The sequence below is a fragment of the Rathayibacter caricis DSM 15933 genome (assembly GCF_003044275.1).
Classification (GTDB): Bacteria; Actinomycetota; Actinomycetes; order Actinomycetales; family Microbacteriaceae; genus Rathayibacter; species Rathayibacter caricis.
Map to the genome: position 1 here is coordinate 139,279 of NZ_PZPL01000002.1, position 13,073 is coordinate 152,351.

Below are 13,073 nucleotides of genomic sequence, written 5' to 3' on the forward strand. Positions count from 1 at the left end.
TCGCGATTTACCGATACGCTCGTTGTGTGGACGTTGCAGCCGAAAGCTTCGACCTGGTGCCGGTCTTCAAGGCGCTCGGACACCCGACCCGTTTGGCGATCCTGGGCTGGCTGAAGGACCCGGAGTCCTTCGCGCCGGAGGACTCGGCAACGAAGGAGCACGGGGTGTGCCTGAAGTACATCCAGGCGCGGGCGGAGGTGTCGCAGTCCACGGCGTCGCAGTTCATGTCCAGCTTGCAGCGGGCGGATCTGGTGACGGTCACCCGGGCGGGTCAGTGGTCGTACTACCGGCGCAACGAAGACACGATCGCGAAGCTCGGACAGATCCTCAACGACGTCATCTGACGCCGCACCTGCGACCGGTCTACAGGTGGACGCTGCCGATATCCCCGGCCCGCTCAGTGGTCGCTTCGAGTTCCGTGACCGCACGACGCCGCCGGCCGGTGAGCGTGAACAGCGCCATCGAGGCAAGGAGCCCCGGCCTGGGCGGGAACACCCCGAGCTGAGTGAGCATCGTGAGGTCGTCCCGGACGGCCTTATGGCCGGTCACGCCGGCGTCGGTGATGGTGAGGACGTGCATCTGCTCGGCGTCGATGCGACGTCTGGTCGGCGGGAGCACCTGGGCCGGCTTGCCGTCCTGGTACTGCACGAACGGCCGCGAGTGGAGTCCCTGCATCTTCAGGTGCAGCCAGGCTCCGGAGTCGGTGTAGCCCTCATCGAGGATCTCGAAGTGGAGATCATCGAACGCTGAGCGCATCCACGCGCTCGATGCGAGCAGCCCGGCGGGTCCCGGGCGCTGGCAGGCGGCCGGACCGGAGGTCGCCTCCCTGTTGCCGAAAGTCGGGGCCGCGATCGCGCGGGCGAGGTCCGCGTCGCCGGACTCGAGCACCTGGAAGATGCCGTGGGCGTACTCCTGGAAGGGGGTGGGGGGCATGTCGTTCACCTCTGCGCGAGCGAGTGTCGGCCGACCGCGAACCAGAGGATCGGTCCGAGGACGGGAAGGATGATCGCGGCCGCGATCCAGCCGCCGCGCGCGGCAGGAGTGAGGGGCGTCGCTGCGGAGGCGATGCTCCGGACGGCGGCGATCCACGCTCCGAGCCACGCGAGCACGAGCACGAGCAGGACGACGCTGTGCGTCGCGCTCACCAGCGAGTGCCCTTCGGGCGCGATGAGCGGAGCTGTGCGGCCGCGGGTGTCATTCGGACCAGGCGTTGCTCTGGATGACGTCGACGAAGTTCCCGCGGCGGAAGCTCGGATCGAAGTGCGCGAGCACGTCGTCGTTCATGGTCCCGAACGTCGAATCCGGGCGGTGCTTCATCCCGTCGTTGAACGCGGCGAGGATGTCGCGCTTGAAGTTCGGTCGTGGGTGGGCGTCCGTGACGGCCGCCCGGTCGGAGAGGCTGATTTCCTCGAGCTGGAGCCCGAGGACGTCAGTCTCGACGCCGGCCGTCACGAGGGCGATCTCCGGCGCCAGCCGGGTTGGGATCTCCGGGGTGGTGTGCAGCGCGATCGCGAGCCACGCGGTCTGCGCGACGTCGTGGGAGCGGTCGTGAGCGAGGAGGAAGTCGCGGGCCGCGTCCGCACCGTCGAGCTCGAAGCGTTGCATGCTGCTGCGGTACCGGGAGGTGAGGCCGAGGTCGTGGAACAGGGCAGCGACGTACAGCTGCTCGAGGTCCACGGTGAGGCCCCGCGCGCGTCCCTTCAGTGCACCGAAGAGGAACACTCGGGAGGAGTGGTCGAAGAGGGTGTCGCCGGCCTCGTCGCGGACGAGTTCGGCGGCTTCGCGGGTGAGGGCGGTGTCCGGGATGGTGATGCCGGCGATGGTCTGAGCCATGATTCTCCTTGTCGATGTCTGACCCCTTCAGCCTTGATCCACGGCCGGAGCGGCGCGTCGAGAATCCGGACCGGCAGGCGGAGAAACCAGACAGGAGCGGCCAGTGAGCGCTACGCGCAGCCCGCACCTCGTCGGGGTCGTCATCTTCGACGGCTTCAAGTCCCTCGACGCCACAGGTCCGATGGAAGTGTTCGCGGAGGCCAACAACGAGGGCGGCAACTACGAGCTGCTCGTCCTCTCCCCGGGCGGACGCCCGGTCCGCGCGTCGAACGGCCTCCACGTGCAGGCGGACGCCGCCGTGGAGGGCGAGCTGCCCCACCTGGACACCCTGATCGTCACCGGTGGCGATCTACTCCCCACCACCCCTGCTGCGCCGGGCCTCATCGACGCGCTACGCGCTTTGGCGCCACGCTCGGACCGCCTCACCGCTATCTGCACCGGCGCGTTCCTTCTCGGTGCCGCCGGCCTGCTCGATGGGCGACGGGCGACCACGCATTGGAAGTACATCGCGACGCTCGCCGCCGCGTTCCCCGCCGCTGCCGTCGAGACTGACGCGCTGTTCGTCCACGACGGCAACGTGCACACCTCCGCTGGCGTCACCGCAGGCATCGACCTCTCCCTCGCTCTCCTTGAACTCGACCACGGCGGCGACCTCGCCCGCCGAGTCGCCCAAGCGCTCGTCGTCTTCCTGCAACGACCAGGCGGGCAGTCCCAGTTCTCCCCCTCCCTGCTGATCCCCCGGCCGAACACACCGTCATTGCGCGCGGTCACCGATTCGATCGCCGCCGACCCGGCCGCGGATCACTCCGCCGACGCTCTCGCCCGCCGCGCAGCGATGAGCCCGCGCCACCTCACGCGCCTGTTGAACACCGAGATAGGAACTACGCCCCGCGCCTACGTCGACTCCGTGCGCCTGCACGCCGCCTGCACCGCGCTCGAACAAGGAGCGACCGTCACCGAAGCAGTCACCCGCGCCGGATTCGCCGGCGCAGACGCACTCCGCCGCGCCTTCCGAGCACAACTCGGCGTGACCCCGCACGAGTACCAACGCCGGTTCGCGACCACCGGCACGAGCACCCGGTCAACGGTTTGCTAGAGGATCCCGTACCGGACGTGACGGCGACGCGGCGGGCGCGTGCCTTGCGGTAGCGCTCCGCGGTGTGGGCGAACTGGCCGGGGTTGGTGGTGGCGACGGCGATCAGGTCGGCGCGCGCCTCCTCGTCATCCTCGAAGTCGAGGATGACCGCGGCCTGGTCTAGGGTCAGCTCGTGCTCGTGCAGCGCGGTCCGCGCGACCGCGGACTCCTCGACCGCGAGTTCGGCTTTCACGGTCGCGGCCTTGGTGCCGGTGCGCTTGGCGATGCTCGCGGCCGACAGGCCCTCGAACGACAGCTGCGCCCACGCGGCGGTGCGGTCGGCGGTGGTGAGTTCGGCGCGCTGGTCGTTCTCGATGATCTGCTGCACGATCCGCTCGGCGGTCTTGTCGTCGCCCTCCACGACGTAGACGGGAATCGTCGCGAGGCCGATTTCACGGCTCGCGAGGGTGCGGCGCTGTCCGGCGCGGACGATGACGTTGCCGTGCTCGTCGCGGCGTCCGAGGACGGGCGAGAGGATGCCGCTCTGTCGGATGGAGTCGAGGAAGTCCTTGGTCAGCGGGGCGCTGGTGCGGACGTTCTGCTCGATGACGAGGGCGGTCGGGTCGAGGTGCTCGATGGTCCCGGTGGTGGTGGTGTTCACGATGGTTTCTCCTTGATCAATGTGCGATCATTGAGGCGACAAGTCCCGTGGTTCTAGTCCAACTACGGGGCTTTCGTCTTGTCTGATCGTTTTTTTGTGCCTCTCCGGCGGGAAGAACCGTTTGAGTGGAGACGGCGGAGTGACGCCTATTCCGGGCGAAATAAGGGAGCTTGCGACCGCGTCCGGAATAGGCGGCACGTAGCCGACGGAGCGAGATAGATTGAAACCGCGGAGAGGTGAAGAATCTCAATCAGGTTGTCAACAGCGCCGCAGGCTCCTCCGGCCGGCTCCGTCCGGCCGCGCCAGCAGTAGCCTCAATGCATGCGCGAAGAGGTCTCCACGAGTCGATCTCTCGTCCGCCGAGGCCTCCTCGTCAGGGGACTGACACTCGCGCCGGTTGCGGCGATGTTGATTGCTCTCTCGGCCTGCTCGGGCGGGCTCACCACATCAGCCACGGATGCGTGTAGCAACCACTCCTCCTGGGTAAGCGAAGGCAGCGCAGGACAGCAAGAGGGTCGCCGTGAGCAGCTGCTGCGGACGATGTCTGAGTCGCTGAGCGCGGAGGACCCCGACGAGTTGACGGAAGCGGTGACCGCCATGGAGACGGCCCTTGAGGGTGGCGACGACGAGGCGTTCCAGACGGCCAGCGCGGCGTTCGCTAGCTCCTGTCGAGCGAATGGTTGGGAGCTGCCCGAAGGCTGACAGGCCAAGGGCCTTTGGCTCACCTCGTATCAGTCAGGCAGCAGCGAACTCGGTCCTAGCCGAGTCCACCGTTTGAGGTTCCTTTGGGGTCGCACGCGTAGTTGCAGTTCCCTCAAACTCACACCCAAAGGGTGCTGGAGGCGTGTAGCTGCGGTCGTCTCGAAACATGGCCCAGATGACGTCGAGACGACGGCGAGCGAGCGCGAGGATGGCTTGCTTGTGCGACTTCCCCTCAGCCCGCTTCCGGTCGTAGAACACTTTCGATTCGGTCTTCTGCTGGACGCTGACCATCGCTGCGAGATAGCAGGCGCGCAACAGGCGCCGGTCGTAGCGGCGAGGTCGATGATGATTGCTGCTGATCCGTCCCGAGTCGCGTGGTGCTGGCGCGAGGCCCGCGACACCGGCGAGCCGATCAGCGCTGACGTAGGCGCTGAGGTCGGGGCCGGTTGACGCGAGGAACTCGGCCGCGAGCAGGGGTCCGAAGCCGGGCATGGACTGCAGGAGCTCGGCGGCACGACTCGTCTCGACACGGGCGGCGATGAGCTGATCGATCTCCGCGATGCGCGCCTCGAGCGCGATGACGTCGTGCGCGAGGCGACGCGCGAGCTCGGATGCGATCGCCTGGCCCGGGAGAACGGTCTGCTGGCTCTTCGCCGCAGCGACCGCGGCGGAGGCTGTCGCAACCGCAGTTCGGCAGCCCTGCGAGCGAAGCCATCGGGCAAGGCGGGACTCCCCCATCCGCCGGATAGCATCCGGTGTCGCGTAGCCGGTGAGGAAAACGGGTGATCGGGCCGCATCGCGGCTTCCTTTTGGCGGTGCTCCGTCGCCGCTGCGCGGGCGGAGCTCGCGCCCCCGGAACGGGGATGCCGGGGACCCTTCTATGGATCAACGTCAAGCGGTGGGTCGCGCTCAGTCGGCAGCAGTAGGCGCTTCGGAGGAGTTTGGAGCGGAGTCTTGCCATCCCGGCGGGCGCCGGAAGTAGAGTGAACGACATGCATCTGACGCTGCGATTTCTCAGCCCTCGACCGGTCACCGGTCGTTCGGGGCTGGGCGTGCGCGCGTAGATCAGTCCGTGCGTCGGGTCGGTCGAGGGGTCTCCCCTTCACTCCGACTCGAAATGGACTGTCATGCCTTCCTATCTCTCCGCCGATGACCTCGGCACCTCGCTCGCTCTCCGAGACCTAAGCGATCCCGCACAAGGCGAGCACGCCCTGCAACTCCTCCTTGATGCCGTCACCGTTTCGCTCACGGAGACCTGGGGTGTGCCCGCCACGACGGTGCGCTCGAATCCCCTGGTCGCAGTCGAGGACAACTACGACCGCCTCGGCTTCGACGCCTCCGCGGTCACTCGCGACCAGCGGTACTCGCGGTACGTCAGCGACACCGTGATGCTCCGCACCCACACGTCCGCGATGATCCCGCCCCTCCTCCGGGCTCTCGCCGGCGGAGACTCCGGCGGTGATCACGATCGCCTCTACGTCCTCCCCGGCCTCGTCTACCGCCGGGACTCCATCGACCGCACACACGTCGGCGAGCCGCACCAGGTCGACCTGTGGCGCGTGTCGAACGGTGCACGGATGGGCAAGGACGACCTCGATGGCATGCTCAGCGCTCTGGTCGACGCGGTACTTCCGGGCGCACGATGGCGGGCAGTTCCTGCGGTGCACCCGTACACGACCGGCGGCTACCAACTCGACGTCCAGGTTGAAGGCGATTGGCTCGAACTGGCCGAGTGCGGACTGATCGAACCCGGGCTCCTCCTGCGATCGGGTCTCGACCCGTCCGTCTGGTCAGGGCTTGCTCTCGGGATGGGGCTGGATCGCGCGCTCATGCTGCGAAAGCGGATCGATGACATCCGTCTCCTGCGTTCAACCGATCCGCGCATCGAAGAGCAGATGGTCGATCTTCGGTCCTGGCGTCCGGTCTCGTCCATGCCCGCTGTGAGCCGAGACATCTCGGTCGTCGTGAACCGCGACGACGACAAGGAGACCATCGGTGACCGGATCCGCGCCGCTCTCGGGATCGATGCCACCTCGATCGAGAGCGTGCAAGTCCTCGCCACGACAGCCAGTGAGCTCCTACCCGAAGGCGCTCAGAAGCGACTCGGGATCCGGCCAGGGCAGCTCAATGCGCTCATCCGCATCACGCTCCGCCCGCTCGACCGGACGCTCACGGATGAAGAGGCCAACGCGCTCCGCAACCGCGCCTACCTCGCCGTCCACCGCGGGCCGCACCTCGAGCTGATCTGATTCAAGCCATGCGAGCGGGTGTCGTCCCTCCTGGCGGCACCCGCTCGACCTGCCGCCAAGTCACACCACGGCCAGCGCCGTGCCCATCCGCAGCTCCAGTGCCTTGAAGATCTCGCGGGCGATATAGCGCTTCACGCATCGTCGAATCTCACGACTGGTCCGTCCTTCAGATATGCGTCGGTCAACGTAGGCGCGGGTGCGCGCTTCCGACACCATGCGCACTCGGGCGATCACATCGAGCGCACGATTCAGTTGCCGGTCGCCACCTCGATTCAGCCGATGCCGAGTCGTGTTCCCGGACGACGCCGGGATGGGGTTCACTCCCGCAAGGGATGCGAAGGCGGCCTCACTCCGCACCCGACCAGGGTGCGAGTACGCCGCAACCGCGGCAGCAGCGGTGACTGGGCCGACACCATAGATCTGTTGCAATCCGGGTGCGAGCAGCTCGACGAGCTCGGCCAGCGCCTCGCGGTTCTCACGCATCTGTCGACCGAGTTCGATCACCGTCGACGCGAGCCGGACCGCTTCTGCTCGGATGATGCGCTCCGCAACGTCAGAACACTGAGCGTCGAGATCCACGAGTCGCTGCACACCACGATCAGCGAGCGCTCGCCTCGTGTCGAGCCCGAAGTCTGTGGTGCGGACCAGCGCGTTGAGCTGGTTTCGTGCACTCGTGCGGCGGATCTCCATGTCGCGGCGGACGTCGAGCGTCACCCGGAGAGCGTTGCGCAGCCCGTCGGCTTTCGGTCGAGTCAGCGAGTCGAGCTCGATTCCCATCGCCGAGGTCGCGGCAGCGATCGCGTCGATCTCATCAGTCTTGCCGCGGACGCGGCTCGACTTCTTAGGCGGACGGACCTCGCAGAACACGATCCCGTCGCGCTGAAGCGCCCGACCCAACGATGCACCGTAGGAGCCCGTGCCCTCCATCGCGAACAGAACCGACCCGCGAGCAACGCCTCGCACCCAGGCGATCGCTCGGTCGATCGCCGCCGTCGTAACTGGAAACGCCTTCGTTCCGAGGATCTCGCCGGTTTTGGTCGCGACTACTGCGTAGGTATGCGTGCGGGCGTGGGTGTCGACTCCGACGACGTGGTCGTAGTGGTGGGCGACGATCATGCGGCCTCTTCTCCTCAAGGGTCATCCAGGTGGGATGCGCCGCGGAGGCATCTCTCTAACGAGTCACGCGACCGAAGTCGCGGACAACCTTCTATCAAGCCATCGCAGCGTCACACCGGTTCAGGCTCGCTCGGACGGACAGGTCCCCAGCAAGACACTGCGGTCAAGAGTGTGATGAGTCACGCCCGAGCGAGCCAGAACCAGCCTGACAGCCGGCACCGGGCCGGCCGAGACCATTGAAGAGTGTGAGGGGGTCGCCCCTCACGGGCCGGCCCGCAGGCCGGCCCGCACCGCGCGGCTACCGATCGGCGGGCTCGTAGCAGTTGGCGCAGTCGCACGGCCCGCCGGGGTTCTCCACCCGCTCGACGGCCGCGATCTGCGCGGCCTGCTCCGCCGGGGAGAGCGCCTGCCACCCCTCATCCGCCCGCCGGTTCGACTCGATGCGCGCCGCACGCTCGTCCACCGTCTCCGAGGTCGGGGTGAGGAAAGCGGCCAAGGCAGCGCCGGTGTCCTGCTTCTCGGCGGGAGTGAGGAACGCGATCAGCGCGGCGGCGAAGGCGGTGCCGTCGTCGGTGACGGGGAATCCGCCCGGGGCCCCTTCGCCGGGAAGGGTGAGCGTATTACGGATGTGCGCGAGGATCTCGGCGTCCGTGGCGGTAGCGTCGTCGTCGGACTCCGCGCGGCGGGTGTCGAGGATGAGCGCGAGCTGTTCGGCCGTGGCGCGGCCGGTATCGGTGGCGGTCTGCATGGTGTGGGTGCTCCCTCTGGCTGATCGTTTTTCTTTGCCTCTCCGGCGGGAAGAACCGTTTGAGTGGAGGCGGCGTAGTGACGCCCATTCCGGGCGAAATAAGGGAGCGCAGCGACCGCGTCCGGAATGGGTGGCACGGAGCCGGTGGAGCGAAATAGGTTGAGACCGCGGAGAGGTGAAGAAAACCAGAAAACGAGCCGCGTAGCGGCTTCCTCCTGGCGGTGCTCCGTCGCCGCTGCGCGGGCGGAGCTCGCGCCCCCGGCACGGGGAAGACCGGGGACCCTTCTATGGGTCGGAGTCAACCCAGGCGCGGCAGCGCCTGTCCTCTGGCACGACCAGCTCAGGAAGTTTCGATGCACTGGCGCTACCCGTCGAGTGGCATCGGCCGGGGTGTGCATGAGTTGGCGATGGCCATGCTAAGCGCCGCGTCGGTGTGGACGTCTTGCCACGCCTGCACCGCTTCAGATGGCCCTCCCCTGCGCCCGGCAGGGCGAAATGCGAAGCCGGGCGACCACCACTGTGACGCGGGAGAGTGCTCTGACGTTCACGCAGAACATCACCGTTGTTACAACCGGTCTTAGTGGTTAGGGTGTCTCCATGGTCCGATCACGCCATCCGCTCCCCGACGACATCGCTGCGCTCCTCGACGAGCACGGAGTGAGGGCGGCGTACGACCAGAGACCCGCGTACCAGCGCAACGACTACCTGGGCTGGATTTCCCGAGCGAAAGCGGTCGCGACGCGGGAGCGGCGCATCGCGGTCATGCTCGATGAGCTCGCCGAGGGCGGCCGCTACATGGGAATGATCCATGCACCCTCGCGTAAGGACGCGGATGCGTAGTGCCGCTGCCCCTGTGGGGACGTGGATGACCGGATCGGACGGTCGCCGCTGGTTCTTCGACTCCGGATCCCTCGCGCTGGACTTCGCCTACACGGGCGACTTCGGCTACGGGAACCCGCAGTGGGAATCGCTGCGCTCGCCAGCCGACCTCGGGACCTGGTTGACGTCTCGATTCGAGGAGCCCGGCGCTCCCGTGAGCGATCCGGTGTACCAGCGTGCCCGGGAGCTCCGCGCCGCGGTCACCTTCGCGGCCCGCGCGATCGCCGGTGGTTCTCGGCCGGAGCCGGCGCAGGTCGACACGATCAACGCCCACGCGTCGGCGCATGCTGTCGGTCCGCTCCTCGACGGCGGCACCGAGCAGCCTCCCGCTCCGACCGCCGATCAGATGCTCGCCACCCTCGCCCAGGAAGCGGTCATCGCTTTCTCCGCCGACTCCGATCGCCTGCGGCACTGCCAGGCGGACGACTGCGGTCTGATCTTCCTGGACGTCTCCCGACCGGGATCCCGCCGCTGGTGCTCCATGCAGCGCTGCGGCGGTCGCGCCAAGGCCCGCGCCCACTACGACCGACACCGACACGAAGGAGAATGACATGACGGAACTCACCACCCTCGTCAACCCAGAGGGCCTGCCGGCGAACCCGGCGTTCGCCCACGGAGTCCTCGTCCCGTCCGGCGCCACCGTGTACGTCGGCGGCCAGAACGGCATCGACTCCACCGGGGCCCTAATGACGGGTCTCGCCGAGCAGACCGCTCAGGCGATGCGCAACGTGCTCGCGGTACTCGACGCCGCGGGGACCAGCCCCGAGAACGTGGCCCGCCTCACCATCCATCTCCTCGAGGGCAGCGACGTCCGGGCCGCCTTCGCGGCCACCGGCCCCGTCTGGGGTGCGCACCCCACGGCGATCACCGTCCTCATGGTCGCCGGTTTCGCCAGGCCAGGGGTCCTCGTCGAGATCGACGCGATCGCAGCGGTCCCCGCGGGCCGCATCCCCGCCGAGTGAGCACCGGACGCCACGCCCGGACGCGAGTGGCGAGTGCGCTCACCCCGGAGCGTCCATAGAGAAGACGTAGTACGCGTGTCCGGGACCTGCGATCTCGGCCACGCGACCTCCGGGTATCTCTGTGATCGCGCCCGCCGGTGATGCCGGGTGCGCAGCGAGCCAGGCGGAGAGGTTCTCGACGAGGTACATGGGGCCGGCGCCGCCCCAGTCCTCGGCGTCATCGAGCATGAGCTGGACCTCGACGTCGGGCATCTGGACGGCGACGGTGTGCTCGCCCTCGCGCCACGCCTCCGTCCACCCCAGACCCAGGTAGTGCTCGACGGCCGCGCCGAGGTCCTCGACGGGCTGGAAGTAGAAGGTCAGTCGCATCTCGTCCCCACAAAAAAGGTCTGTCCTGCTCGCCTCTCCTGAGCGGAGAGAGTGCTGCCACTCACGTTCGCCACCGATACGCGAACGCCGCGTAAAAGTACTTTGCCGGAGAACGTGATCCCTCGTCGAGACCTCATCAGACACTTCGCGTTCCGCCGATCGGACTCCGTACCTGATCGACGATGAAGAGCGCCGTCATCGTCACGAGTTGTGTTCATCTCGCAAGCCTCGCGATGCACAATGGCCATGCGGACGAGCGCTTACGCGCTGCCGGCGTCAAGCGGGAGTGTCGGCGCGCGCATTGGGTAAAGGCCTGCAACGAAGCCGTAGCCACGATCTCCTTCGCGCGGGACCTGACCGAACTACCTTGCTAGAGCTGAACTTTCTCCCACGAATGGAGCGCAACGTCATGGTCGACATCCTTCTGTTCCATCACATTCAGGGCCTGACTCCTGGAGTCACTGCTCTCGCGGACGCGCTCTCGGAGGACGGTCACGTCCTGCACACCCCGGACTTGTTCCATGGGAAGGTCTTCGAACGCATGGAGGACGGCTTCGCGTACATGAAGTCTCTCGACCCGCGCCGGGTCCGCGAGCAGGTTGACGCCGTGATGGAAGCTCTCCCGGAGCATCTCGTCCTGGCGGGCATGTCCTGGGGCGTCTCGCATGCACAGCGACTCGCTCAGAGCCGACCCGGGGCGCGGGGCGCTATCTTTTTCGACGCGTGCTTCCCGGTGACTGGCGAGGGCTCCTTCGGACCGTGGCCCGACGGCCTTCCCGTGCAGATCCACGGCATGGATCAGGACGAGTTCTTCGCCTTCGAGGGAGACCTCGACGCGGCTCGCGAGCTGGTGGCCACAGGAGGCACCGACCAGGCTGACGTCTTCACCTACAGCGGCGACAGTCACCTCTTCGCGGACAACTCGCTGCCCTCGTACGACCCTGCCGCGACGGAGCTCGCCCTCGACCGCATCCGCACGTTCCTCTCTCGGATCTAGAGATCCTCTGACAGCGACGGCTGATACTCCTCGTTCCCGGCCGGCGCGGCGGTGTAAAAGGTCCTACTGGCGGCGACCCTGCCACTTCCACTCTCGGCGGGAACCAAACTCGACGCCGTGCTGGCTACGAATCGAGAGTGGTCGCCTGGGGCTAGTCGGGGCTGGGCTTCACCCGAAGAGGCCCCGCCCCGCACGCCTACGGCTGATCAGCTCCGTCGATCCGCATGAGCAGGCCGCACTGCGCAAAGGTGACGATGTGCCCCACCGAAGGTGAGCTCATCATGAGGACTGCGATCTTCCGCCCCACCCGCGGAGACCATCTCCGTCGCTTGACACCATTGCCGATCGCTCATCATCATGCTGGGACGACCGGCGGCGGCGGGCCGCCGGCACCCCGGATGAGAGGGCGCACCGATGCCCACCACGATCTTCGTCAACCTGGCCGTCAGCGATCTCGCACGGTCCCGGGCCTTCTTCGAGTCGCTCGGCTACTCCATCAACGAGGGCTTCAGCGACGACAACGCTGTCAGCGTGGTGATCAGCGACACGATCACCGCGATGCTGCTCAGGCGGGAGTTCTTCGCCGAGTTCACCAGCAAGCCGATCATCGACGCCACCACCTCGACCGAGGTGCAGCTCGCCCTCAGCGCCGAGAGCAAGGACGAGGTCGACGCCGTTCACGAGAAGGCCCTCGCCGCGGGCGCGACGGACGCCGGCACCCAGGACCACGGCTTCATGTACTCGAAGAGCTTCGACGACCCGGACGGCCACCACTGGGACTACGTCTGGATGGACCCCGAGGCCGCCGCCGGCGGCGCGCCCGAGATCAGCCTCGAGGAGATCCGAGAGAACACGACGCACAGCTGAGCCCCCTCTGGCCGCCTTTCCGCCCGCGGATCCGGCGGGCGAACCTCAGGTGAGGTGACGTGCCAGCGAATGCGCCACTGCCGTCGCGGCACGCATGTTCTGCTGGTCGTTGCGAACGTCTTCGCACCGCTCGGCGAAGGCCTTGAAGTCCTCCATGTGCTGCTGAGACTGCTCGACTGCTCCGTGGGCGAGAGGATGACGGTCAGGCGCGGCCCGCGAGACCGACGACATTGCCCTGCGGATCCGCGAACTGCGCGATGACCACCGCCCCATCGGGACGAACGGACGGCTGGACCACGATCGTCGCGCCGAGCTCGACCGCGCGGGCCAGGCGTTCTGCGACGTCCTCCACGCCGACGTAGAACACCACGGCGGAGACGAATTCCTCTCCGCCGCCGAGGCCGACGGGTACGGCGCCAGCAGCCGAACCGGGCGAGTTGAAGGCGTACGCATCGGACTGTGACACGGCCGGAGAGACCGGGGCACCCGGCTCCGCGGACCAGCCGAACATCGCTGAGTAGAACGCGCGCAGCAGGTCGGGCCTGCGCCCCGTGATCTCGACGTGCACGACCGGGTCCGGCACCGCAACTCCTTCGTTCGAGCGTCACCTGACGA

The 13,073-nt window shown here is 67.5% G+C and carries 17 protein-coding genes and 1 pseudogene; 9 read left to right on the top strand and 9 right to left on the bottom strand.

From position 1 onward, the window contains the following. Positions 1-26 precede the first annotated feature (26 nt). Positions 27-344 carry an ArsR/SmtB family transcription factor gene (locus tag C1I63_RS18615; protein WP_107576059.1) on the top strand — a complete coding sequence of 106 codons (318 nt, stop codon included), beginning with the start codon at positions 27-29 and terminating at the stop codon, positions 342-344. Positions 345-363: 19 nt separating this feature from the next. Here the strand turns inward: C1I63_RS18615 and C1I63_RS18620 are convergent, their stop codons facing one another. The 3 genes from C1I63_RS18620 to C1I63_RS18630 are packed head-to-tail and all read right to left on the bottom strand — an operon-like array spanning position 364 to position 1,833. Then, positions 364-933, bottom strand: coding sequence for an ester cyclase (locus tag C1I63_RS18620; protein ID WP_107576060.1), 570 nt, complete (start codon positions 931-933; stop codon positions 364-366). Between the two features lie 5 nt (positions 934-938). Next, a complete protein-coding gene (locus C1I63_RS18625; protein WP_159989456.1) occupies positions 939-1,145 on the bottom strand; it encodes a PLDc N-terminal domain-containing protein in 207 nt (68 codons plus the stop codon). A gap of 49 nt (positions 1,146-1,194) precedes the next feature. Next, positions 1,195-1,833, bottom strand: a complete 639-nt coding sequence (locus tag C1I63_RS18630) for an HD domain-containing protein (protein WP_107576062.1) — start codon at positions 1,831-1,833, stop codon at positions 1,195-1,197. A gap of 103 nt (positions 1,834-1,936) precedes the next feature. Between C1I63_RS18630 and C1I63_RS18635 the strand changes: the two genes are divergently transcribed. Further along, the gene (locus C1I63_RS18635) at positions 1,937-2,929 is read left to right on the top strand and encodes a GlxA family transcriptional regulator (protein WP_244907271.1); all 993 of its coding nucleotides are present in this window, start codon (positions 1,937-1,939) and stop codon (positions 2,927-2,929) included. Between the two features lie 109 nt (positions 2,930-3,038). Here the strand turns inward: C1I63_RS18635 and C1I63_RS20205 are convergent. Further along, positions 3,039-3,569: pseudogene (locus tag C1I63_RS20205) on the bottom strand (ParB/RepB/Spo0J family partition protein); the annotation flags it as partial. Between the two features lie 321 nt (positions 3,570-3,890). Here C1I63_RS20205 and C1I63_RS19555 point away from each other — a divergent pair. Beyond that, complete coding sequence (locus tag C1I63_RS19555) at positions 3,891-4,271, top strand: hypothetical protein (protein WP_146168500.1); 381 nt, start codon at positions 3,891-3,893, stop codon at positions 4,269-4,271. A gap of 33 nt (positions 4,272-4,304) precedes the next feature. Here the strand turns inward: C1I63_RS19555 and C1I63_RS18645 are convergent, their stop codons facing one another. Beyond that, on the bottom strand, positions 4,305-5,009 hold the full coding sequence (locus C1I63_RS18645) for a transposase (RefSeq protein WP_107576064.1): 705 nt from the start codon (positions 5,007-5,009) through the stop codon (positions 4,305-4,307). Between the two features lie 389 nt (positions 5,010-5,398). On the opposite strand from C1I63_RS18645, the gene srmL reads away from it, so the two are divergent. Beyond that, the gene (srmL, locus tag C1I63_RS18650; RefSeq protein ID WP_107576065.1) at positions 5,399-6,520 is read left to right on the top strand and encodes a PheS-related mystery ligase SrmL; all 1,122 of its coding nucleotides are present in this window, start codon (positions 5,399-5,401) and stop codon (positions 6,518-6,520) included. 60 nt (positions 6,521-6,580) lie between these two features. Here the strand turns inward: srmL and C1I63_RS18655 are convergent, their stop codons facing one another. Further along, positions 6,581-7,636, bottom strand: a complete 1,056-nt coding sequence (locus C1I63_RS18655; RefSeq protein ID WP_107576066.1) for an IS110 family RNA-guided transposase — start codon at positions 7,634-7,636, stop codon at positions 6,581-6,583. 298 nt (positions 7,637-7,934) lie between these two features. After that, positions 7,935-8,384, bottom strand: coding sequence for a hypothetical protein (locus C1I63_RS18660; RefSeq protein ID WP_107576067.1), 450 nt, complete (start codon positions 8,382-8,384; stop codon positions 7,935-7,937). A gap of 597 nt (positions 8,385-8,981) precedes the next feature. On the opposite strand from C1I63_RS18660, the gene C1I63_RS18665 reads away from it, so the two are divergent. From C1I63_RS18665 to C1I63_RS18675, 3 genes are read left to right on the top strand one after another with little or no spacing between them, the layout of a single operon-like run. Beyond that, positions 8,982-9,224, top strand: a complete 243-nt coding sequence (locus C1I63_RS18665; protein ID WP_107576068.1) for a YdeI/OmpD-associated family protein — start codon at positions 8,982-8,984, stop codon at positions 9,222-9,224. A 25-nt stretch (positions 9,225-9,249) separates the two neighbouring features. After that, the gene (locus C1I63_RS18670) at positions 9,250-9,813 is read left to right on the top strand and encodes a CGNR zinc finger domain-containing protein (protein WP_107576069.1); all 564 of its coding nucleotides are present in this window, start codon (positions 9,250-9,252) and stop codon (positions 9,811-9,813) included. Between the two features lies 1 nt (position 9,814). Further along, positions 9,815-10,225, top strand: a complete 411-nt coding sequence (locus C1I63_RS18675; protein WP_107576070.1) for a RidA family protein — start codon at positions 9,815-9,817, stop codon at positions 10,223-10,225. A gap of 39 nt (positions 10,226-10,264) precedes the next feature. On the opposite strand, the gene C1I63_RS18680 is transcribed toward C1I63_RS18675, so the two are convergent. Continuing rightward, the gene (locus C1I63_RS18680) at positions 10,265-10,594 is read right to left on the bottom strand and encodes a hypothetical protein (protein ID WP_107576071.1); all 330 of its coding nucleotides are present in this window, start codon (positions 10,592-10,594) and stop codon (positions 10,265-10,267) included. A 367-nt stretch (positions 10,595-10,961) separates the two neighbouring features. On the opposite strand from C1I63_RS18680, the gene C1I63_RS18690 reads away from it, so the two are divergent. After that, entirely contained in the window at positions 10,962-11,591 is a 630-nt protein-coding gene (locus C1I63_RS18690; protein ID WP_244907273.1) for a dienelactone hydrolase family protein, read from the top strand. Between the two features lie 414 nt (positions 11,592-12,005). Then, positions 12,006-12,458 carry a VOC family protein gene (locus tag C1I63_RS18695; RefSeq protein ID WP_107576072.1) on the top strand — a complete coding sequence of 151 codons (453 nt, stop codon included), beginning with the start codon at positions 12,006-12,008 and terminating at the stop codon, positions 12,456-12,458. Between the two features lie 202 nt (positions 12,459-12,660). Here the strand turns inward: C1I63_RS18695 and C1I63_RS18705 are convergent, their stop codons facing one another. Continuing rightward, positions 12,661-13,041 (bottom strand): VOC family protein, encoded by a 381-nt coding sequence (locus C1I63_RS18705; RefSeq protein ID WP_107576074.1) that lies wholly within the window; start codon positions 13,039-13,041, stop codon positions 12,661-12,663. Positions 13,042-13,073 lie beyond the last annotated feature (32 nt).

Coding starts and splice junctions, on each gene's coding strand:
- C1I63_RS18630 (WP_107576062.1), bottom strand. CDS start 1,833: ATGGCTCAGACCATCGCCGGCATCACCATCCCGGACACCGCCCTCACC.
- C1I63_RS18655 (WP_107576066.1), bottom strand. CDS start 7,636: ATGATCGTCGCCCACCACTACGACCACGTCGTCGGAGTCGACACCCAC.
- C1I63_RS18670 (WP_107576069.1), top strand. CDS start 9,250: ATGACCGGATCGGACGGTCGCCGCTGGTTCTTCGACTCCGGATCCCTC.
- C1I63_RS18645 (WP_107576064.1), bottom strand. CDS start 5,009: ATGGGGGAGTCCCGCCTTGCCCGATGGCTTCGCTCGCAGGGCTGCCGA.
- C1I63_RS18620 (WP_107576060.1), bottom strand. CDS start 933: ATGCCCCCCACCCCCTTCCAGGAGTACGCCCACGGCATCTTCCAGGTG.
- C1I63_RS19555 (WP_146168500.1), top strand. CDS start 3,891: ATGCGCGAAGAGGTCTCCACGAGTCGATCTCTCGTCCGCCGAGGCCTC.
- C1I63_RS18680 (WP_107576071.1), bottom strand. CDS start 10,594: ATGCGACTGACCTTCTACTTCCAGCCCGTCGAGGACCTCGGCGCGGCC.
- srmL (WP_107576065.1), top strand. CDS start 5,399: ATGCCTTCCTATCTCTCCGCCGATGACCTCGGCACCTCGCTCGCTCTC.
- C1I63_RS18665 (WP_107576068.1), top strand. CDS start 8,982: ATGGTCCGATCACGCCATCCGCTCCCCGACGACATCGCTGCGCTCCTC.
- C1I63_RS18660 (WP_107576067.1), bottom strand. CDS start 8,384: ATGCAGACCGCCACCGATACCGGCCGCGCCACGGCCGAACAGCTCGCG.
- C1I63_RS18675 (WP_107576070.1), top strand. CDS start 9,815: ATGACGGAACTCACCACCCTCGTCAACCCAGAGGGCCTGCCGGCGAAC.
- C1I63_RS18695 (WP_107576072.1), top strand. CDS start 12,006: ATGCCCACCACGATCTTCGTCAACCTGGCCGTCAGCGATCTCGCACGG.